Source organism: Streptomyces sp. NPDC038200 (genome assembly GCF_055600785.1).
Genome location: NZ_JBVJYH010000005.1, coordinates 140,883 through 161,737, shown reverse-complemented (window position 1 = coordinate 161,737; position 20,855 = coordinate 140,883). Strand labels below are relative to the sequence as shown.

Sequence of the window (20,855 nt, the reverse complement as noted above, 5' to 3'; positions counted from 1 at the left end):
CGAGGGCGATGGCCCCGCAGGAACCCAGGTGCCATGCTGAGCGTTGTTCCATGCAAGCGGACTCGCTTAGACTCCGCCGATGCCGCCCTTGTGGGCGGCGCCGACCACACCCCCATCCAACAGGCCGCTCACCCGCGCGGTCGCGCGAAGGAATTTCCGTCCCGTGAATGCCTATACCCTTCTCCCGTTCATCGTGCTCATCGCGGCCATGTTCCTGATGACGCGCTCGGCCAAGAAGAAGCAGCAGCAGGCCGCCCAGATGCGGAACGAGATGCAGCCCGGTTCCGGGGTCCGCACGATCGGGGGTATGTACGCGACGGTCAAGGAGGTCAACGAGGACACCGTCCTCCTCGACGCCGGACCGGGCGTCGACCTCCTCTTCGCCAAGAACGCCATCGGCGCCGTCCTCACCGACGACGAGTACAACCGCATCGTCCACGGCATCGAGCACGACCTGAAGTCCGACGCCGACATCGTCCCGGACGACGCCTCCTCCCTCACCGAGACCGACGAGACCGACGGACCCGCCGCTGCCGCCGCCTCCGACGACAAGATCGACCTCGGTAAGAAGGACGCCGTCGAGGACGGCACCGACGCGCCCCGCGCCGCCGAGGCCAAGGCGGACGACGAGCCGAAGAAGACCGACGGCGACTCCGACGCGAAGTAGTCACGCCCCGGGACGCGCGACGGCGGCATGATGGCGCCCCGCGTATCCCGGGCGCGTCTGTTTCCCGCACGGGAGCCCGACACCATGTCATGGCCGACCGCGCCGACCGGGCGCGGGGCGGCCCGAGAGGGAGTACGAGAAGGTGGCAGCACCTAAGAGGGGCCGAAGCGCGAGTGCCCAGAGCAAGCCAGGGCGCTCCCTTGCCCTCATCCTGATCGCCATCGTGGCGCTCGCCGGAGGGATGTTCGCCTCCGGGCACAAGACTCCGCGTCTCGGCATCGACCTCGCCGGTGGCACGAGCATCACGCTCGAGGCGAAGGCCGACCAGGGGTCCGCGATCAACAAGGCCAACATGGACACCGCGGTCGACATCATGAACCGCCGTGTCAATGGCCTGGGTGTCTCCGAGGCGGAGGTGCAGACCCAGGGGACCAAGAACATCATCGTCAACATCCCCAAGGGCACCAACTCCAAGGAGGCCCAGGACCAGGTCGGCACCACCGCCAAGCTGTACTTCCGGCCGGTTCTGGCCAGCGAGCCCAGCGTCCCGGCCGGGAAGAGCCCCGCGCCGAGCGCTTCCTCCAGCGGCAGCTCCTCGCCGAAGCCGGGTGCGAGCCCGTCGTCGAGCGCCTCCTCGAAGGAGAAGGCCTCCTCGTCCGACTCCGCGTCCCCCACGGGCACGGCGACCTCCCAGGGCCGCGCCGTCAGCGACGCCCTGAAGGCCGACTCCACCCCCTCGCCGAGCGCCTCCGGCAGCGGCAAGCCGTCGGCCAGCCCCTCGGCCTCCGCCGGCAGCGGCTCGGACGCGAACGCCAAGATCCAGGCCCAGTACGCGGCCCTGGACTGCACCAAGCCCGCCCAGCGCGCCGGCGCCGGCAAGAAGGCCAAGCCCGGTGACACCACCGTGGCCTGCGGTGAGATCGACGGGGCCTGGTACAAGTACGTGCTCGGTCCGGCCGCCGTGGACGGCACCGAGGTGAAGAAGGCCGCGGCGGTCTTCGACACCCAGGGCGCCGCCGGCTGGCAGGTCCAGATGACCTTCACCAACAGCGGTGCCAAGAAGTTCGCCGACATCACCGGCGAGCTGGCCAAGAACCAGCGGCCGCAGAACGAGTTCGGCATCGTCCTGGACGGCGAGGTCGTCTCCAGCCCGTTCGTGCAGACGGCCATCACCGGCGGCCAGGCCGAGATCTCCGGCAGCTTCAAGCAGGAGGAGGCGCAGAGCCTCGCCAACATGCTGTCGTACGGCGCCCTGCCGCTCTCCTTCCAGGAGCAGTCCGTCACCACCGTCACCGCCGCGCTCGGCGGTGAGCAGCTGCACGCCGGTCTGGTCGCCGGCGCGATCGGCCTGGCGCTGGTCGTGATCTACCTGGTGGTCTACTACCGCGGCCTGTCGGTCGTGGCCATGGCCTCGCTGCTGGTCTCCGCGATCCTCACGTACCTGATCATGACGTTGCTCGGCCCGGCGATCCACTTCGCGCTGAACCTGCCGGCCGTCTGCGGTGCCATCGTCGCCATCGGTATCACCGCCGACTCGTTCATCGTGTACTTCGAGCGCATCCGCGACGAGATCCGCGAGGGCCGCACCCTGCGTCCCGCCGTCGAGCGGGCCTGGCCGCGCGCCCGGCGCACCATCCTGGTCTCCGACTTCGTGTCGTTCCTGGCCGCCGCGGTGCTGTTCATCGTCACCGTCGGCAAGGTCCAGGGCTTCGCGTTCACGCTCGGCCTGACCACCGTGCTCGACGTCGTCGTCGTCTTCTTCTTCACCAAGCCGCTGATGACGCTGCTCGCGCGCCGCGCGTTCTTCGCCGACGGCCACAAGTGGTCCGGACTCGACCCCAAGAGCCTGGGTGCCAAGCCGCCGCTGCGCCGCACCCGCCGTCCCGCCGGTCCCGCTGCCGGCCCTGTCGACCCGAAGGAGGCGTGAGCGATGTCGAAACGCGGCAACCTCGGCGCTCGACTGCACCGCGGCGAGATCTCCTACGACTTCGTCGGCAAGCGCAAGATCTGGTACGGCATCTCGATCCTGATCACCATCACGGCCATCGTCGGCCTGGCGGTGCGCGGCCTGAACATGGGCATCGAGTTCCAGGGCGGCGCGGTCTTCACCACGCCGACCAACATGAGCACCTCGGTGGCCAAGGCGGAGGAGTACGCCAACGAGGCCTCCGGCCACCAGGCGGTCGTGCAGAAGCTCGGCAACGGCAGCCTGCGCATCCAGATCGCGGGCATCGACACCGGCCAGTCCGACAAGATCAAGCAGGAGCTGGCCAAGGACCTGGACCTCGACCCCGAGAAGCTCGCCGCCGACCTGGTCGGCCCGAGCTGGGGCGAGCAGATCGCCAACAAGGCCTGGGAGGGCTTGGCGATCTTCATGGTCCTCGTCGTGATCTACCTGGCGATCGCCTTCGAGTGGCGCATGGCCATCGCGGCGCTCGTCGCGCTGATCCACGACATCACCATCACGACCGGCATCTACGCCCTGGTCGGCTTCGAGGTCACGCCCGGCACGGTCATCGGTCTGCTGACCATCCTCGGTTACTCGCTCTACGACACGGTCGTCGTCTTCGACAGCCTCAAGGAGCAGACGAAGGACATCACCAAGCAGACCCGCTTCACCTACAGCGACATCGCCAACCGCTCGATCAACGGCACCCTGGTCCGCTCGATCAACACCACGGTCGTCGCCCTGCTGCCGGTCGCCGGTCTGCTCTTCATCGGCGGCGGCTTCCTCGGCGCGGGCACGCTCAACGACATCTCCCTGTCGCTGTTCGTCGGCCTCGCGGCCGGTGCCTACTCCTCGATCTTCATCGCCACGCCGCTCGTCGCCGACCTCAAGGAGCGCGAGCCGGCGATGAAGGCCCTCACCAAGCGGGTGCTGGCCAAGCGCGCCCAGGCGAGTGCCGGCGAGGACCACGCGGAGACCCGCGCCGGTGACGACGCCGACGACGCCGCCCCCGCCGTGGTGGGCCCGCGCAACCAGCCCGCGTCCCGTGGCCGGGGCCGTGGCCGGACCTCGGGGAAGCGCCGATGACCGACATCCAGGAGCTGCTGCTCAGCCGCATCCGTGACGTCGCCGACTATCCGGAGCCGGGCGTGATGTTCAAGGACATCACCCCGCTCCTGGCCGACCCGGGGGCGTTCACCGCGCTCACCGACGCCCTGGCCGGGATCGCCGCCGAAACCGGCGCGACCAAGGTCGTCGGCCTGGAGGCCCGCGGCTTCATCCTCGGCGCCCCGGTCGCCGTCCGCGCGGGCCTGGGCTTCATCCCGGTCCGCAAGGCGGGCAAGCTGCCCGGAGCCACCCTGCGCCAGGCGTACGACCTGGAGTACGGCTCGGCGGAGATCGAGGTGCACGCCGAGGACCTGGTCACCGGCGACCGCGTCCTGATCGTGGACGACGTCCTGGCCACCGGCGGCACCGCCGAGGCCGCGATCCAGCTGATCCAGCGCGCGGGCGCCGAGGTCTCCGGCCTCGCCGTCCTGATGGAGCTGGGCTTCCTGGGCGGCCGCGTCCGCCTGGAAGGGGCCCTGGGCGGGGCTCCGCTGGAGGCGCTCCTCCAGGTCTGACCGCTCCGCACGCAGGACACACGGCGACGGCCGCCCCGGGAACACCGGGGCGGCCGTCGCCGTACGGACACGCGCCGCACACCCGCGAACCCCTCCGAGGACACCTTGCGGAATCCCACGAGGGCCCCGTGCGTTGCAGGGGTACACGGTCCTCACAGCCGCCTGCAGGCGATGACCGGGCGCAGGATCGCTACCATGGGGTCTCCGGAGCCTGACCGGGGGACCCGGATCGTGCACGAGGAGCCCTCTTGCCAGACGAGGCCCAGCCACTGACCGCCGCCAAGCCCGAGCCCGCCTCGGCCTCCGCGGCGAAGCCCGCGCCGAACGCTTCCCAGGTGAAGAACGACACCCGCGGGCCGGTCGAGCGTGCCCAGTCCGCGCCCGTCGAGAAGAGCGCCGAGTCCTCGCGCCCCAAGCCGGTCCCTCCGGAGCGCCCGGCCCAGCCGCCCGTGGTGCGCCAGCCGGCCGCGCAGCCCGCCCGCACCGGCTCCTCCAACCGCGTCCGGGCCCGTCTCGCCCGTCTCGGCGTGCAGCGCGCGAACCCGTACAACCCGGTGCTGGAGCCGCTGCTGCGGATAGTGCGCAGCAACGACCCCAAGATCGAGAACTCCACGCTGCGCCAGATCGAGCGCGCCTACCAGGTCGCCGAGCGCTGGCACCGCGGCCAGAAGCGCAAGAGCGGCGACCCGTACATCACGCATCCGCTCGCCGTCACCACCATCCTCGCCGAGCTGGGCATGGACCCGGCGACCTTGATGGCGGGCCTGCTGCACGACACCGTCGAGGACACCGAGTACGGCCTCGACCAGCTCCGCCGCGACTTCGGCGACACCGTCGCCCTGCTCGTCGACGGCGTCACCAAGCTGGACAAGGTCAAGTTCGGCGAGGCCGCGCAGGCCGAGACCGTGCGCAAGATGGTCGTCGCCATGGCCAAGGACCCCCGCGTCCTGGTCATCAAGCTGGCCGACCGCCTGCACAACATGCGCACCATGCGCTATCTCAAGCGCGAGAAGCAGGAGAAGAAGGCGCGCGAGACGCTGGAGATCTACGCGCCGCTCGCCCACCGCCTCGGCATGAACACCATCAAGTGGGAGCTGGAGGACCTCGCGTTCGCGATCCTCTACCCCAAGATGTACGACGAGATCGTACGGCTGGTGGCCGAGCGGGCGCCGAAGCGTGACGAGTACCTGGCCATAGTGACCGACGAGGTCCAGTCCGACCTGCGCGCCGCCCGCATCAAGGCGACCGTCACCGGCCGCCCGAAGCACTACTACAGCGTCTACCAGAAGATGATCGTGCGAGGCCGCGACTTCGCCGAGATCTACGACCTGGTGGGCATCCGCGTCCTCGTCGACACGGTCCGCGACTGCTACGCCGCCCTCGGCACGGTGCACGCGCGATGGAACCCGGTCCCCGGCCGGTTCAAGGACTACATCGCGATGCCCAAGTTCAACATGTACCAGTCGCTGCACACGACGGTCATCGGCCCCAACGGCAAGCCCGTCGAGCTGCAGATCCGCACCTTCGACATGCACCGCCGCGCCGAGTACGGCATCGCCGCGCACTGGAAGTACAAGCAGGAGGCCGTCGCCGGCGCCTCCAAGGTCCGCACCGACGTGCCGAAGGCCGGCAAGAAGGACGACCACCTCAACGACATGGCCTGGCTGCGCCAGCTGCTGGACTGGCAGAAGGAGACGGAGGACCCGGGCGAGTTCCTGGAGTCCCTGCGCTTCGACCTGTCCCGCAACGAGGTCTTCGTCTTCACCCCCAAGGGCGACGTCATAGCGCTGCCCGCCGGGGCCACCCCGGTGGACTTCGCGTACGCCGTCCACACCGAGGTCGGCCACCGCACCATAGGAGCGCGGGTCAACGGCCGCCTCGTACCGCTGGAGTCCACCCTGGACAACGGCGACCTGGTGGAGGTCTTCACCTCCAAGGCGGCCGGTGCCGGCCCGTCCCGGGACTGGCTCGGCTTCGTCAAGTCGCCACGGGCCCGCAACAAGATCCGCGCCTGGTTCTCCAAGGAACGCCGGGACGAGGCGATCGAGCAGGGCAAGGACGCCATCGTGCGGGCGATGCGCAAGCAGAACCTGCCGATCCAGCGGATCCTCACCGGCGACTCGCTCGTCACGCTCGCCCACGAGATGCGCTACTCGGACATCTCCGCGCTGTACGCGGCGATCGGCGAGGGGCATGTCGCCGCGCAGAACATCGTGCAGAAGCTCGTCCAGGCCCTCGGCGGCGAGGAGGCCGCCACCGAGGAGATCGACGAGACGGTCCCGCCGTCCCGCACCCGCGGGCGCAAGCGCCGCTCCAGCGCCGACCCGGGCGTGGTGGTCAAGGGCGTCGACGACGTGTGGGTGAAGCTGGCCCGCTGTTGTACGCCCGTGCCCGGCGACCCGATCATCGGCTTCGTCACCCGGGGCAGTGGCGTATCGGTTCACCGCAGCGACTGCGTCAACGTCGAGTCGCTGTCCCGTGAGCCGGAGCGCATCCTCGACGTCGAGTGGGCGCCCACCCAGTCCTCGGTCTTCCTGGTGGCCATCCAGGTCGAGGCGCTGGACCGCTCCCGCCTGCTCTCGGACGTCACCCGGGTCCTGTCCGACCAGCACGTCAACATCCTCTCGGCGGCCGTCCAGACGTCCCGCGACCGGGTGGCGACCTCCCGGTTCACCTTCGAGATGGGCGACCCGAAGCACCTCGGCCACGTCCTGAAGGCCGTACGGGGTGTGGAGGGCGTGTACGACGTCTACCGGGTGACCTCGGGCCGCACCCGGTCCTAGCGCACCCGCCGGACACGGCAAAGGGCCCCGTACGCGCGTACGGGGCCCTTTCAGGTGAAGGCCGGGGGGATTAGCCGCCGAACTCCTGCAGGCCCTTCAGGGCCTGGTCCAGGAGCGCCTGACGGCCTTCCAGCTCCCGCTCCAGCTTGTCGGCCCTGGCGTTGTTCCCCTGGGCGCGCGCCTGCTCGATCTGCGCCCTCAGCTTGTCCACGGCCGCCTGGAGCTGACCGGTCAGCCCCTCGGCACGCGCGCGTGCCTCCGGGTTCGTCCGGCGCCACTCGGCCTCCTCGGCCTCCTGGATCGCCCGCTCCACGGAGTGCATCCGCCCCTCGACCTTCGGCCGGGCGTCCCGCGGGACGTGACCGATGGCCTCCCAGCGCTCGTTGATCGAGCGGAAGGCAGCCCGCGCGGCCTTCAGGTCGGTGATCGGCAGGAGCTTCTCGGCCTCCTCGGCCAGCTCCTCCTTCAGCTTCAGGTTCTCCGTCTGCTCCGCGTCGCGCTCGGCGAACACCGAGCTGCGGGCGGCGAAGAACACGTCCTGGGCACCGCGGAAGCGGTTCCACAGGTCGTCCTCGTGCTCACGCTGGGCGCGGCCCGCGGCCTTCCACTCCGCCATCAGCTCGCGGTACCGGGCGGCCGTCGGACCCCAGTCCGTCGAACCCGACAGCGCCTCCGCCTCGGCGACCAGCCGCTCCTTGGTCCGGCGGGCCTCCTCGCGCTGGGCGTCCAGCTGCGCGAAGTGCGCCTTGCGGCGCTTGGAGAACGCCGACCGGGCGTGCGAGAAGCGGTGCCACAGCTCGTCGTCGGACTTGCGGTCCAGGCGCGGCAGCCCCTTCCAGGTGTCCACCAGTGCCCGCAGCCGCTCACCGGCGGCCCGCCACTGGTCGGACTGCGCCAGCTGCTCGGCCTCGGCGACCAGGTCCTCCTTGGCCTTGCGGGCCTCGTCGGACTGCTTGGCCCGCTGGGCCTTGCGCTCCTCGCGGCGGGCCTCGACGGTCGCCACGAGCTTGTCCAGCCGGCCGCGCAGGACCTCCAGATCGCCGACCGCGTGGTGCGCGTCCACCTGCTCGCGCAGATGGCCGATGGCGACCTGGGCGTCCTTCGCCGACAGGTCGGTGGTCTGCACTCGCTTTTCGAGGAGGCCGATCTCGACAACCAGGCCCTCGTACTTGCGCTCGAAGTAGGCCAGCGCCTCCTCGGGGGAGCCTGCCTGCCAGGAACCGACGACCTGCTCGCCGTCGGCCGTACGCACGTACACGGTCCCCGTCTCGTCGACGCGGCCCCACGGGTCGCTGCTCACAGCGCCTCCTCCACATGATGCCTGCGAGGGGCCTCAGCACCCCCGGGCATCGTCCACAGTTTCGTCACGGCCAACATAGGCGACCAGCGGGTGACCTGTCCGCATCCAGCGCGACCGAAATTCCGGTACCGGCCGCGTCGGCCTTCGCCCGCGGCCGTCGGCCGCGGGCGTGAGGCGGGGAGGCGGGGTCGGGACCCCGGTCAGGACTTGGCGACCGTGGCCTTGTTGATCACGACCGTCGCGTTCGGGGCGCCGTCACCGCCGCCCGTGTTCTCGCCGGCCGCGGCGATCTTGGCGAGCACCTTCATGCCCGCGGCGTCGATGGTGCCGAAGGGGGCGTAGTTGGGCGGCAGCTGGCTGTCCTTGTAGACCAGGAAGAACTGGCTGCCGCCGGTGTGCTTCTGACCGGTGTTGGCCATCGCCACCGTGCCCGCCGGGTAGGTGTTGTTCTTGAGGCTCTTGTCCTTGAGGTTCTCGTCCGGGAGCGTGTAGCCCGGACCGCCCATGCCGGTGCCCTGCGGGTCGCCGCACTGCAGCACGTAGATGCCCTGCGTGGTCAGGCGGTGGCACTTGGTGTGGTCGAAGTAGCCCTTGCCCGCCAGGAAGTCGAACGAGTTGACCGTGTGCGGGGCCGCCGACGTCTTCAGCGCGATGCCGATGTCACCGCACGTCGTCGCGAGCTTCAACGAGTACGTCGCCGACGTGTCGATCGCCATCGCCGGCTCCTTCTTCCAGCTCAGCTTCTTCACCGAGCCGGCCGCCGGCTTCGCGCACGGGTCCGGAGCCTTGCTGGTCGGCGCGGCGCTCGGCGTGGTCTCGGCGCTCGCGTTCGTCTTCTTGTCGTCGTTCTTCAGCACCCCGGTCGTGTACAGGGCGACACTGCCGATCACGATCACGCCGAGTACCGACGCGATCACGGAGTTGCGCAGGCGGGCCTTGCGCCGCGCCTCGGTGCGCCGCTGCTGCTGCCGCAAGAACTTCTCCCGGGCGAGCTGACGCCGCCGCTGCTCCTGGCTGACCACCGGGTTCTCTCCTCATGCGTGTCGTGTGTCGAGCGGTACGCGTCGCGTCCTCGTGAGCCGACCGCTGCGTGTAGCCCCGTACCGTATATGGGTTCGCTGAGGAAACGGCAGCGCCGGTAGGCTCTGACGCAGCTGAAGCCGCCTGTAATCGACACAACGAAGGACGATCGTGCTCATTGCCGGGTTCCCCGCCGGGGCCTGGGGGACGAACTGTTATCTCGTCGCCCCCGCCGCCGGTGAGGAGTGCGTGATCATCGACCCCGGCCACCAGGCCGCCGAAGGCGTCGAGGAAGCGCTGAAGAAGCATCGGCTCAAGCCCGTCGCCGTCGTCCTCACCCACGGCCACATCGACCACGTCGCCTCGGTCGTCCCCGTCTGCGGCGCGCACGACGTACCGGCCTGGATCCACCCCGAGGACCGGTACATGATGAGCGACCCCGAGAAGGCGCTCGGCCGGTCCATCGGCATGCCGCTGCTGGGCGAGCTGACGGTGGGGGAGCCGGACGACGTCAGGGAGCTGACGGACGGCGCGCACCTGGATCTGGCCGGTCTCACGTTCTCCGTCGCGCACGCGCCGGGCCATACCAAGGGGTCGGTGACCTTCCGGATGCCCGAGACCGCCGACGTCCCGTCGGTGTTCTTCTCCGGGGATCTGCTGTTCGCCGGCTCCATCGGACGCACCGATCTGCCGGGCGGATCCATGGCGGACATGTTGCAGTCGCTGGCCCGCGTGTGCCTGCCGCTCGACGACTCCACCGTGGTGCTGTCCGGCCACGGCGCCCAGACGACCATCGGCCAGGAGCGCGCCACCAACCCCTATCTGCGGCAGGTGGCGGCCGGCCAGGGAGCCTCCCCGGCTCCCCGACGAGGAATGTGACGAGAGAGCTTCCGTGAGCACCTTCAAGGCCCCCAAGGGCACCTACGACCTGATCCCGCCGGACTCGGCCACGTACCTGGCGGTGCGCGAGGCGATCGCCGCCCCGCTGCGCAACTCCGGCTACGGCTACATCGAGACGCCCGGCTTCGAGAACGTCGAGCTGTTCGCACGCGGTGTCGGCGAGTCCACCGACATCGTGACCAAGGAGATGTACGCCTTCGAGACCAAGGGCGGCGACCAGCTCGCCCTGCGTCCCGAGGGCACCGCGTCCGTGCTGCGCGCGGCGCTGGAGGCCAACCTGCACAAGTCGGGCAACCTCCCGGTCAAGCTCTGGTACTCCGGCTCCTACTACCGCTACGAGCGCCCCCAGAAGGGCCGCTACCGGCACTTCTCCCAGGTCGGTGCCGAGGCCATCGGCGCGGAGGACCCGGCACTGGACGCCGAGCTGATCATCCTGGCCGACCAGGCGTACCGCTCCCTCGGCCTCAGCAACTTCCGGATCCTGCTGAACAGCCTGGGCGACAAGGAGTGCCGCCCGGTCTACCGCGCCGCGCTCCAGGAGTTCCTGCGCGGCCTGGACCTGGACGAGGACACGCGCCGCCGCGTCGACATCAACCCGCTGCGCGTCCTCGACGACAAGCGCGAGTCGGTGCAGAAGCAGCTCACCGGGGCCCCGCTGCTCCGGGACTACCTCTGCGACGCCTGCAAGGCGTACCACGAGGAGGTCCGCGAGCTGATCACGGCGGCGGGCGTCTCCTTCGAGGACGACCCGAAGCTGGTCCGCGGCCTGGACTACTACACCCGGACCACCTTCGAGTTCGTGCACGACGGTCTCGGCTCCCAGTCCGCGGTGGGCGGCGGCGGCCGGTACGACGGCCTGTCCGAGATGATCGGCGGCCCCGCGCTGCCGTCCGTGGGCTGGGCCCTGGGCGTCGACCGCACGGTCCTCGCCCTGGAGGCCGAGGGTGTCGAGCCGGACGTCCCGCCGGCGACCAGCGTCTACGCGGTGCCGCTGGGCGAGGAGGCCCGGCGGGTGCTGTTCGCCAAGGTCACCGAGCTGCGCAAGGTCGGCGTCGCGGCGGACTTCTCGTACGGCGGCAAGGGCCTGAAGGGCGCCATGAAGAACGCCAACCGCTCGGGCGCCCGGTTCGCGATCGTCGCCGGCGAGCGTGATCTCGCCGAGGGTGTCGTCCAGCTCAAGGACATGGAGTCCGGCGAGCAGTCGGCGATCGGCGTGAACGAGATCGTGGCGGAGCTGGAGTCCCGGCTCGGCTAGTGCGCACCGGTCGGGGAAGGGCGTCGGGGTTCTCCCGGCGCCCTTCCCCCGCCCGGCGGCCCGGAGCCTTCCCCGTCCGGCGGCCCGGAGCCCTCTCCGGCCCGTCCCGCGGCAGCCGAGCGTGGCCGCGGGACCGCGGAGCGCCGCCCGCCGCGCCCCCAGCGCGCCGACCGTCAATTCCGCGGGCGCCGATTCGTCCCGCCGGATGATTCCCGCACCGGATCTCCGCACGCGCGTGCCGGACGCCGGGATCGGGCCCGGGAACGGCCGTCGTGCCCCCGTACCGCCCGCGCCGGCCCGTACACGCACGGCCGGTTCGTACGCGCGTGCCGTCGTGCCCCCCGAGGATCGGCCGGAACCGAACGATCCGAGGCCACCGTGCGTACCTCCTTATGTCCATAGAACGGTGGACCCACAGGTGCGTGCGGCACAATGACCCGTGCCCGAAGATGGTCCAACTCTCAAGTGACGGAATCGGCGTGATGAGCAAGACGACAGTGAACGACGTCTCCGCGGAGTCCGGTCAGGAGCGCGCCGCCGACGCCCCGCGCGCGGTGGGCGGCAGCCGTGCCTTCGCCGTCCTGCTGGTGATCACGGGCGCGGCCGGACTGCTGGCCGCCTGGGTCATCACGATCGACAAGTTCAAGCTGCTGGAAGCCAAGGTCGCGGGCAAGACGTTCACCCCCGGGTGCAGCCTCAACCCGGTGGTCTCCTGCGGCAACGTCATGGAGAGCAAGCAGGCCGCCGCCTTCGGCTTCCCCAACCCGATGCTCGGCCTGGTCTGCTACGGCATCGTCGTCTGCGTGGGCGTGAGCCTGCTGGCCCGCGCCCGGTTCCCGCGCTGGTACTGGCTGACCTTCAACTTCGGCACGCTCTTCGGCGTGGGCTTCTGCACCTGGCTGCAGTTCCAGTCCCTGTACCGGATCAACGCGCTGTGCCTGTGGTGCTCGCTGGCCTGGGTCGCGACGATCATCATGTTCTGGTACGTGACCTCGTTCAACGTCCGCAACGGCTTCCTGCCGTCCCCGCGCCCGCTGAAGTCCTTCTTCGGCGAGTTCACCTGGGTGCTCCCGGTCCTGCACATCGGCATCATCGGCATGCTCGTCCTGACCCGCTGGTGGGACTTCTGGACCAGCTGACCGTCCGGACCGGATTGTCAGTGCGGTGTTTTAGGGTTTCAGCGTGGAACCCGACCTCTTCACCGCCGCGGCGGAAGAACGCCAGGAGAAGGACCCGGCAGGCAGCCCCCTGGCGGTGCGCATGCGCCCGCGCACACTCGACGAGGTCGTGGGCCAGCAGCATCTGCTGAAGCCCGGCTCGCCCCTGCGCCGCCTGGTCGGCGAGGGCTCCGGCGGTCCCGCCGGACCGTCCTCGGTGATCCTCTGGGGCCCGCCCGGCACCGGCAAGACCACCCTGGCGTACGTCGTGTCGAAGGCGACGAACAAACGCTTCGTGGAGCTGTCCGCGATCACCGCGGGCGTCAAGGAGGTCCGCGCGGTCATCGACGGCGCCCGCCGCGCCACGGGCGGCTTCGGCAAGGAGACCGTCCTCTTCCTGGACGAGATCCACCGCTTCAGCAAGGCCCAGCAGGACTCCCTGCTGCCGGCCGTGGAGAACCGCTGGGTGACCCTGATCGCGGCCACCACGGAGAACCCGTACTTCTCCGTGATCTCCCCGCTGCTCTCCCGCTCCCTCCTGCTCACCCTCGAACCCCTCACCGACGACGACGTCCGGGGCCTGCTGCGGCGCGCGCTCGCCGACGAACGGGGCCTGAGGGACGCCGTCACGCTCCCCGAGGACACCGAGGCACACCTGCTGCGGATCGCCGGCGGCGACGCCCGCCGCGCCCTGACCGCCCTGGAGGCCGCCGCCGGGGCCGCCCTGGACCAGGGCGAGAGCGAGATCAGCCTGCAGACCCTGGAGCAGACCGTCGACCGGGCCGCGGTGAAGTACGACCGCGACGGCGACCAGCACTACGACGTCGCCAGCGCCCTCATCAAGTCCATCCGCGGCTCCGACGTCGACGCGGCCCTGCACTACCTGGCCCGCATGATCGAGGCCGGCGAGGACCCCCGCTTCATCGCCCGCCGCCTGATGATCTCCGCCAGCGAGGACATCGGTCTGGCCGACCCCAACGCGCTGCCGATCGCGGTCGCCGCCGCCCAGGCCGTCGCCATGATCGGCTTCCCCGAGGCCGCCCTCACCCTCAGCCACGCCACGATCGCCCTGGCGCTCGCCCCCAAGTCCAACTCGGCGACCACCGCGATCGGCGCCGCCATGGAGGACGTGCGCAAGGGCCTGGCCGGCCCGGTGCCGCCGCATCTGCGCGACGGGCACTACCAGGGCGCGGCCAAGCTCGGCCACGCCCAGGGGTACGTGTACCCGCACGACCTGCCCGAGGGCATCGCCGAGCAGCAGTACGCCCCGGACGCCCTGAAGGACCGCGCGTACTACACGCCGAGCCGGCACGGAGCCGAGGCCAGATACGCCGATGCCGTGGAGTGGACCCGGAAACACCTCGGTCGCAAGCGCTCCTGAGCACCCTGTAGACTGCTCCGAAGTGCCGAGTCCCGTGCTGTCAGAGCGGGACAACCGGCCGGAGACCCGGTCCCTCGCGGACCGGTTCCAGGAGCGTCGCGCACCGTCGAACGGTGTCGCGGGCCGCCCACCACCACCCGGATTCCCGGGAACGGTCGGTGGGCCACTCGCGTGCTGCACGTATGTGCCCAGACCAGGGAAGCGGCTGCCCGGCAGGTCCCTCGCGGACCCGACGGGTTTTCCCGGCTGCGGATGCGACCTCCCTAACCCTGACGAGCCGGACACTACGAAAGAGAAGAACAAGTGGCGAACCAGTCCCGCCCCAAGGTCAAGAAGTCGCGTGCCCTCGGCATCGCGCTGACGCCGAAGGCCGTCAAGTACTTCGAGGCCCGCCCCTACCCGCCGGGTGAGCACGGCCGTGGCCGCAAGCAGAACTCGGACTACAAGGTCCGTCTGCTGGAGAAGCAGCGTCTGCGTGCGCAGTACGACGTGTCCGAGCGCCAGCTCGTCCGCGCCTACGAGCGTGCCTCCAAGGTCCAGGGCAAGACCGGTGAGGCCCTGATCATCGAGCTGGAGCGCCGTCTCGACGCGCTGGTCCTGCGTTCGGGCATCGCCCGCACGATCTACCAGGCCCGCCAGATGGTCGTTCACGGCCACATCCAGGTCAACGGCCAGAAGGTCGACAAGCCGTCCTTCCGCGTGCGCCCGGACGACGTCGTGCAGGTCCGCGACCGCTCCAAGGAGAAGACGCTCTTCACGATCGCCCGTGAGGGTGGCTTCGCCCCCGAGGGCGAGACCCCGCGCTACCTCCAGGTGAACCTCAAGGCCCTGGCGTTCCGCCTGGACCGTGAGCCGAACCGCAAGGAGATCCCGGTGATCTGCGACGAGCAGCTCGTCGTCGAGTACTACGCCCGCTGATCCCAGCCCCGGCGCAGCACCTCAGCCCGCCGTCTCCCCGCCCTTCCGGGTGGGCGAGGCGGCGGGCTCGCGTGTGCCCGCCTCGCCCCGCTTCCCGGGCTCACCCTGCGTCCCGGCATCGCCGCCACCCTGGCGCGCCGGCCCGCGCGGCGCGGGCAGCGCCGACAGCGCCTCCGCCTGCCGGTGCCGCAACGCCCGCGCCACCGCCGCCTCCCGGTCCAGCCCGGCCCCCTCCCGCACGCACTCCGCGTACCGGGCGTCGCCGAGCGCCTGCCGTGCCGCGGCCTCGCACTGCTCGTGCGGCGCGTTGTAGTACGCCGAACCGAACAGCGGCAGCCCGACCGAGGGCCACAGCCGCCCGGCGGCGCCCTGGAGCACCGCAGCCTCCACCGGATCGCCCTGCGTCACCGTCACCAGCGCCAGCAGCTCGATCGACAGCACCGAGCCCAGCAGATCGTGGAAGGCGTGCGCGTTGCCCAGGCAGTCCGCCAGCAGCTCTCGCGCGCCGGCCGGATCCCCCTCCCGCCAGGCCGCGTACGCCAGCACGTACAGCGCGTACGACCGGGCCCACCGCTCCCCGTGGTCCTCGCAGATCCGCCGCACGTCCTCGCACAACCGCACCGCGTCCGCCAGGTCCCCCTGGAACGCCCGCGTCATCGCCAGCTCCACCTGGCCCATCAGGACGTTGCTGTTCAGCTCGCCGATCTCCTGGTAGCGCGCCAGCGCCGACCGCAGCAGCGTTTCTGCGCGGGCCATGTCGTCCGTGACCAGGGCCAGGCAGCCGGCGCGGTGCTCGGCGTACGCCACCGCCGTCGGGTCGGCCGATCGTTCCGCCTGCTCCCGGCACGCCCGCAGCGCCTGGAGCGCCGGCACGGTGTCGCCCTGGAGGATCGCCACGTAGCCGAGCACCCACAGCGCCTTCAGCCGGGCCTGCTCGTACTCCGACTCCAGCTCCACGCTGCGCTCCAGCCAGCGCCGCCCCTCCGAGAGCCGGCCGCAGCCCACCCAGCAGAACCACAGCGAGCCCGCCAGATGCTGGCCGAGATGCGCCTCCTCCGGCTCGGTCAGGCAGAACTCCAGCGCGGTCCGCAGATTCGGCAGCTCGGCGTCCACCCGCGCGGCCACCTCCCGCTGCCGGGGCGAGAACCACTCCAGTTCGCACCAGGTCGCCAGGCCCAGGTACCAGTCCCGGTGCCGTCTGCGCAGCCGGCCCGCGTCCCCGGTCGCCTCCAGCCAGTCGGCGCCGTAGGCGCGCACGGTGTCCAGCATCCGGTAGCGGGGGCCCGTCGGAGTCTCCTCGCGGGAGACGACCGACTGGGCCAACAGCTCCGACAGCACGTCCAGGACGTCCTCGGCGGCCAGCCCCTCCCCGCTGCACACGTACTCGGCCGCCTCCAGGTCGAAGGTCTGCGCGAACACCGACAACCGTGCCCACAGCAGCCGCTCCGCGGGCGTGCACAGCTCATGGCTCCAGCCGATCGCCGTGCGCAGCGTCTGATGCCGGGGGAGGGCGTCCCGGCCGCCGCCGGTCAGCAGCCGGAACCGGTCGTCGAGGCGCTGGAGCAGCTGACCCGGGGACAGCGCCCGCAGCCGGCCGGCCGCCAGCTCCAGTGCCAGCGGGATCCCCTCCAGCCGACGGCACAGCTCCCGCACCTCGGCGCCGTCGGCCACCGGCACCCCGTGCGTCCGGGCCCGGTCCGTGAACAGCTCCACCGCCTCGTCCCCGTCGAGCGGCGCCAGCGGGAACAGCAGCTCGCCCGTCAGGCCCAGCGGACGCCGGCCCGTGACCAGCACCCGCAGCTCCGGCAGCCTGCGCAGCAGCTCCGCCACCAGCTCGGCGCAGGCCGCCACCAGGTGCTCGCACCCGTCCAGCACCAGCAGGGCCCGGCGGCCGCCCAGGTGCTCCAGCAGCGTCTGCCGGGGCAGGCGCGTGGTGTGGTCGGTCAGCCCCAGCGCCTCCACGAACGCGTACTCCACGAACTGCGGATCGCGCACGGGCGCCAGCTCCACCCGCCCCCAGCTCGCCGGGGGCACGCCACGCTCCGGGTCACCGGACGCCCAGCGCGCCGCCGCCCGTACGGCCAGCCGGGACTTGCCGACCCCGCCCACCCCGGTCACGGTCACCAGCCGCGCCCGGCCGAGTGCCGCCGCCAGCCCGGCCAGCTCGGCCGCGCGCCCGATGAAAGCGGTGAGTTCGAGGGGCGGACCGCCGTCCGTCCAGGGACCGGCGCTGTGAGGACCTCGCATGGGACACGGAGCGTACTGAACCGTGTTCATTCCGTACAATCGCTTCCCGCGACCCGGCCCGTGCCGCCTGCTAATCCGGTACGGAGCGTCCGCCCCGGCGCGATAGGCTCGGGGCACGACTTTTCCGATGCTCAGGCACGTTTCAGGGAGCGGGTGCGCACAGTGTCCGGTGGAGAGGTGGCCGGGATCCTGGTGGCCGTCTTCTGGGCGATCCTGGTCTCCTTCCTCGCCGTCGCACTGGCGAGGCTGGCCCAGACGCTCAAGGCGACCACCAAGCTCGTCGCGGACGTGACGGACCAGGCGGTCCCGCTGCTCGCCGACGCCTCCCAGGCCGTGCGTTCGGCGCAGACCCAGATCGACCGGGTCGACGCGATCGCCACCGACGTCCAGGAGGTCACGTCGAACGCCTCCGCCCTGTCGAGCACCGTCGCCTCCACCTTCGGCGGACCGCTGGTCAAGGTCGCGGCCTTCGGCTACGGCGTCCGCCGGGCGCTCGGCGGACGCAAGGCGGAGGACGTGCCCGCGAAGTCGCCCCGGCGTACCGTGATCGTGGGGCGGACGGTACCGGCCGCGCGGCGGAGCAAGCGGAACCGCGGAAACACCGGAAAGTAGGAGCGCCAGGTCAGATGTTCCGCCGTACGTTCTGGTTCACCACCGGTGTCGCCGCCGGTGTGTGGGCCACCACCAAGGTCAACCGCAAGCTCAAGCAGCTGACCCCCGAGAGCCTGGCCGCCACCGCGGCGAACAAGGCCCTGGAGACCGGTCAGCGACTCAAGGACCGTGCGGTCGGCTTCGCGCTCGACGTCCGCGACAACATGGCGCAGCGGGAGGCCGAGCTGGAGGAGGCCCTGGGGATCCAGGAGAACCCCGAACTCCCCGCACCCCGGCGGTACACCGCCATCGAGAACAACCGCAGCACACCGAAGTACATCGAACCTCCGATGCACTCGTACAACCGGAATGAGGACCACTGATGGAGTCGGCCGAGATTCGCCGCCGCTGGTTGAGCTTCTTCGAGGAGCGCGGGCACACCGTCGTCCCTTCGGCGTCGCTCATCGCGGACGACCCGACTCTGCTGCTCGTCCCGGCCGGCATGGTGCCCTTCAAGCCCTACTTCCTGGGTGAGGTCAAGCCGCCCTTCCCGCGCGCCACCAGCGTGCAGAAGTGCGTGCGCACGCCCGACATCGAAGAGGTCGGCAAGACCACCCGCCACGGCACCTTCTTCCAGATGTGCGGCAACTTCTCCTTCGGCGACTACTTCAAGGAAGGCGCCATCAAGCTCGCCTGGGAGCTGCTCACCGCGCCCCAGGACAAGGGCGGTTACGCCCTGGACCCCGAGCGCCTGTGGATCACCGTCTACCAGGACGACGACGAGGCCGAGCAGATCTGGCACGAGGTCGTCGGCGTGCCCAAGGAGCGCATCCAGCGCCTGGGCATGAAGGACAACTTCTGGTCCATGGGCGTCCCCGGCCCGTGCGGCCCCTGCTCCGAGATCAACTACGACCGCGGCCCCGAGTTCGGTGTCGAGGGCGGCCCGGCCGTCAACGACGAGCGGTACGTGGAGATCTGGAACCTCGTCTTCATGCAGTACGAGCGGGGTGAGGGCATCGGCAAGGACAACTTCGAGATCCTCGGGGACCTGCCGAGCAAGAACATCGACACGGGCCTCGGCCTGGAGCGGCTCGCCATGATTCTGCAGGGCGTGCAGAACATGTACGAGATCGACACCTCCATGGCCGTCATCGACAAGGCCACCGAGCTGACCGGCGTCCGCTACGGCGAGGCCCACGGCTCGGACGTCTCCCTCCGTGTGGTCACCGACCACATGCGCACGGCCACCATGCTGATCGGCGACGGCGTCACCCCCGGCAACGAGGGCCGCGGCTACGTGCTGCGCCGCATCATGCGCCGCGCCATCCGCAACATGCGCCTGCTCGGCGCCACCGGTCCGGTCGTCAAGGACCTGGTCGACATCGTGATCGGCATGATGGGCCAGCAGTACCCCGAGCTGCTCACCGACCGCGAGCGCATCGAGAAGGTCGCCGTCGCCGAGGAGAACGCCTTCCTCAAGACGCTGAAGGCCGGCACCAACATCCTCGACACCGCCGTCACCGAGACCAAGCAGTCCGGCGGCACGGTCCTCGCCGGCGACAAGGCGTTCCTGCTCCACGACACCTGGGGCTTCCCGATCGACCTCACCCTGGAGATGGCCGCCGAGCAGGGCCTCTCCGTGGACGAGGACGGCTTCCGCCGCCTGATGAAGGAGCAGCGGGAGCGCGCCAAGGCCGACGCCCAGGCCAAGAAGACCGGGCACGCCGACATGGGCGCCTACCGTGAGATCGCCGACGCCGCCGGTGCCACCGACTTCATCGGCTACACCGACACCGAGGGCGAGTCCACGATCGTCGGCCTCCTGGTCGACGGCGTCTCCTCCCCGGCCGCCACCGAGGGCGACGAGGTCGAGGTCGTCCTGGACCGCACCCCGTTCTACGCCGAGGGCGGCGGCCAGATCGGCGACACCGGCCGGATCAAGGTCGACTCCGGGGCCGTCATCGAGATCCGTGACTGCCAGAAGCCGGTCCCGGGCGTGTACGTCCACAAGGGCGTCGTCCAGGTCGGCGAGGTGACCGTCGGCGCCAAGGCCCAGGCCAGCATCGACACCCGCCGCCGCCACGCGATCGCCCGCGCCCACTCGGCCACCCACCTGACCCACCAGGCGCTGCGCGACGCCCTCGGCCCGACGGCCGCCCAGGCCGGCTCCGAGAACCAGCCCGGCCGCTTCCGCTTCGACTTCGGTTCGCCGTCCGCCGTGCCCACGGCCGTGATGACCGACGTCGAGCAGAAGATCAACGAGGTGCTCGCCCGCGACCTCGACGTGCATGCCGAGGTCATGGGCATCGACGAGGCCAAGAAGCAGGGCGCCATCGCCGAGTTCGGCGAGAAGTACGGCGAGCGGGTCCGCGTGGTCACCATCGGCGACTTCTCCAAGGAGCTGTGCGGCGGCACGCACGTGCACAACACCGCCCAGCTGGGCCTGGTGAAGCTGCTCGGCGAGTCCTCCATCGGCTCGGGTGTCCGTCGTATCGAGGCCCTGGTCGGCATGGACGCCTACCACTTCCTCGCCCGCGAGCACACGGTCGTCAACCAGCTGACCGAGCTGCTCAAGGGCCGCTCGGAGGAGCTGCCGGAGAAGGTCGCCTCGATGCTCGGCAAGCTGAAGGACGCCGAGAAGGAGATCGAGAAGTTCCGCGCCGAGAAGGTGCTCCAGGCCGCCGCCGGCCTCGCCGAGTCCGCCAAGGACGTGCGGGGCGTGGCCGTGGTGACCGGCCGGGTCCCGGACGGCACCACCCCGGACGACCTGCGCAAGCTGGTCCTCGACGTGCGGGGCCGCATCCAGGGCGGCCGGGCCGCCGTGGTCGCCCTCTTCACCGTCAACAACGGCAAGCCGCTGACGGTCATCGCCACCAACGACGCCGCCCGCGAGCGCGGCCTCAAGGCCGGTGACCTGGTCCGCACCGCCGCCAAGACGCTCGGCGGCGGCGGTGGCGGCAAGCCGGACGTCGCCCAGGGCGGCGGCCAGAACCCGGCCGCCGTCGGCGAGGCCGTCGAGGCCGTCGAGCGTCTCGTCGCCGAGACCGCGAAGTAAGAGACGGTCGA

The 20,855-nt window shown here is 70.7% G+C and carries 16 protein-coding genes; 13 read left to right on the top strand and 3 right to left on the bottom strand.

The annotated features are described in order from the left end of the window. Positions 1 to 163 precede the first annotated feature (163 nt). The 5 genes from yajC (at position 164) to relA (ending at position 7,020) form a co-directional block, all read left to right on the top strand. Positions 164 to 667: a preprotein translocase subunit YajC gene (gene yajC / locus ACZ7KF_RS12915; protein WP_471072619.1), complete on the top strand. Its 504-nt coding sequence runs from the start codon at positions 164 to 166 to the stop codon at positions 665 to 667. A gap of 142 nt (positions 668 to 809) precedes the next feature. Continuing rightward, positions 810 to 2,594, top strand: coding sequence for a protein translocase subunit SecD (gene secD, locus ACZ7KF_RS12910; protein WP_471072616.1), 1,785 nt, complete (start codon positions 810 to 812; stop codon positions 2,592 to 2,594). A 3-nt stretch (positions 2,595 to 2,597) separates the two neighbouring features. Next, positions 2,598 to 3,701 (top strand): protein translocase subunit SecF, encoded by a 1,104-nt coding sequence (secF, locus tag ACZ7KF_RS12905; protein ID WP_471072613.1) that lies wholly within the window; start codon positions 2,598 to 2,600, stop codon positions 3,699 to 3,701. Beyond that, positions 3,698 to 4,237 carry an adenine phosphoribosyltransferase gene (locus ACZ7KF_RS12900; RefSeq protein ID WP_471072610.1) on the top strand — a complete coding sequence of 180 codons (540 nt, stop codon included), beginning with the start codon at positions 3,698 to 3,700 and terminating at the stop codon, positions 4,235 to 4,237. Before secF ends, ACZ7KF_RS12900 begins: the two co-directional genes overlap by 4 nt. A gap of 248 nt (positions 4,238 to 4,485) precedes the next feature. Then, positions 4,486 to 7,020: a GTP pyrophosphokinase gene (gene relA, locus ACZ7KF_RS12895; RefSeq protein WP_471072607.1), complete on the top strand. Its 2,535-nt coding sequence runs from the start codon at positions 4,486 to 4,488 to the stop codon at positions 7,018 to 7,020. Between the two features lie 70 nt (positions 7,021 to 7,090). Here relA and ACZ7KF_RS12890 read toward each other — a convergent pair whose 3' ends face one another. Next, a complete protein-coding gene (locus ACZ7KF_RS12890; RefSeq protein WP_471072604.1) occupies positions 7,091 to 8,320 on the bottom strand; it encodes a DUF349 domain-containing protein in 1,230 nt (409 codons plus the stop codon). A 200-nt stretch (positions 8,321 to 8,520) separates the two neighbouring features. Continuing rightward, positions 8,521 to 9,342, bottom strand: a complete 822-nt coding sequence (locus ACZ7KF_RS12885) for a peptidylprolyl isomerase (RefSeq protein ID WP_471072601.1) — start codon at positions 9,340 to 9,342, stop codon at positions 8,521 to 8,523. Positions 9,343 to 9,511: 169 nt separating this feature from the next. Between ACZ7KF_RS12885 and ACZ7KF_RS12880 the strand changes: the two genes are divergently transcribed. The 5 genes from ACZ7KF_RS12880 to rpsD all read left to right on the top strand — a co-directional run bounded on the left by ACZ7KF_RS12880 (position 9,512) and on the right by rpsD (position 14,951). Continuing rightward, complete coding sequence (locus ACZ7KF_RS12880; protein ID WP_471072598.1) at positions 9,512 to 10,219, top strand: MBL fold metallo-hydrolase; 708 nt, start codon at positions 9,512 to 9,514, stop codon at positions 10,217 to 10,219. A 13-nt stretch (positions 10,220 to 10,232) separates the two neighbouring features. Beyond that, entirely contained in the window at positions 10,233 to 11,495 is a 1,263-nt protein-coding gene (hisS, locus tag ACZ7KF_RS12875; RefSeq protein WP_471072595.1) for a histidine--tRNA ligase, read from the top strand. Between the two features lie 482 nt (positions 11,496 to 11,977). After that, positions 11,978 to 12,634 carry a vitamin K epoxide reductase family protein gene (locus tag ACZ7KF_RS12870; protein ID WP_471072592.1) on the top strand — a complete coding sequence of 219 codons (657 nt, stop codon included), beginning with the start codon at positions 11,978 to 11,980 and terminating at the stop codon, positions 12,632 to 12,634. A 43-nt stretch (positions 12,635 to 12,677) separates the two neighbouring features. Continuing rightward, positions 12,678 to 14,033 (top strand): replication-associated recombination protein A, encoded by a 1,356-nt coding sequence (locus tag ACZ7KF_RS12865; protein WP_471072588.1) that lies wholly within the window; start codon positions 12,678 to 12,680, stop codon positions 14,031 to 14,033. A 303-nt stretch (positions 14,034 to 14,336) separates the two neighbouring features. Next, a complete protein-coding gene (rpsD, locus tag ACZ7KF_RS12860; RefSeq protein ID WP_018570215.1) occupies positions 14,337 to 14,951 on the top strand; it encodes a 30S ribosomal protein S4 in 615 nt (204 codons plus the stop codon). 21 nt (positions 14,952 to 14,972) lie between these two features. Here rpsD and ACZ7KF_RS12855 read toward each other — a convergent pair whose 3' ends face one another. Then, a complete protein-coding gene (locus ACZ7KF_RS12855; RefSeq protein WP_471072585.1) occupies positions 14,973 to 17,198 on the bottom strand; it encodes an ATP-binding protein in 2,226 nt (741 codons plus the stop codon). Between the two features lie 153 nt (positions 17,199 to 17,351). Between ACZ7KF_RS12855 and ACZ7KF_RS12850 the strand changes: the two genes are divergently transcribed. Genes ACZ7KF_RS12850 through alaS form a run of 3 tightly spaced genes read left to right on the top strand, consistent with a single transcriptional unit; the run spans position 17,352 to position 20,844 of the window. Continuing rightward, on the top strand, positions 17,352 to 17,810 hold the full coding sequence (locus ACZ7KF_RS12850; protein ID WP_471072582.1) for a DUF948 domain-containing protein: 459 nt from the start codon (positions 17,352 to 17,354) through the stop codon (positions 17,808 to 17,810). A 14-nt stretch (positions 17,811 to 17,824) separates the two neighbouring features. Next, positions 17,825 to 18,172 carry a hypothetical protein gene (locus ACZ7KF_RS12845; RefSeq protein ID WP_471072579.1) on the top strand — a complete coding sequence of 116 codons (348 nt, stop codon included), beginning with the start codon at positions 17,825 to 17,827 and terminating at the stop codon, positions 18,170 to 18,172. After that, a complete protein-coding gene (alaS, locus tag ACZ7KF_RS12840) occupies positions 18,172 to 20,844 on the top strand; it encodes an alanine--tRNA ligase (protein ID WP_471072576.1) in 2,673 nt (890 codons plus the stop codon). Before ACZ7KF_RS12845 ends, alaS begins: the two co-directional genes overlap by 1 nt. Positions 20,845 to 20,855: the final 11 nt, after the last annotated feature.

Excerpts from the sequence above, each read along its gene's own strand:
- alaS (WP_471072576.1), top strand. The coding sequence starts at position 18,172 with ATGGAGTCGGCCGAGATTCGCCGCCGCTGGTTGAGCTTCTTCGAGGAG.
- secF (WP_471072613.1), top strand. The coding sequence starts at position 2,598 with ATGTCGAAACGCGGCAACCTCGGCGCTCGACTGCACCGCGGCGAGATC.
- ACZ7KF_RS12900 (WP_471072610.1), top strand. The coding sequence starts at position 3,698 with ATGACCGACATCCAGGAGCTGCTGCTCAGCCGCATCCGTGACGTCGCC.
- ACZ7KF_RS12855 (WP_471072585.1), bottom strand. The coding sequence starts at position 17,198 with ATGCGAGGTCCTCACAGCGCCGGTCCCTGGACGGACGGCGGTCCGCCC.
- ACZ7KF_RS12870 (WP_471072592.1), top strand. The coding sequence starts at position 11,978 with ATGAGCAAGACGACAGTGAACGACGTCTCCGCGGAGTCCGGTCAGGAG.
- ACZ7KF_RS12845 (WP_471072579.1), top strand. The coding sequence starts at position 17,825 with ATGTTCCGCCGTACGTTCTGGTTCACCACCGGTGTCGCCGCCGGTGTG.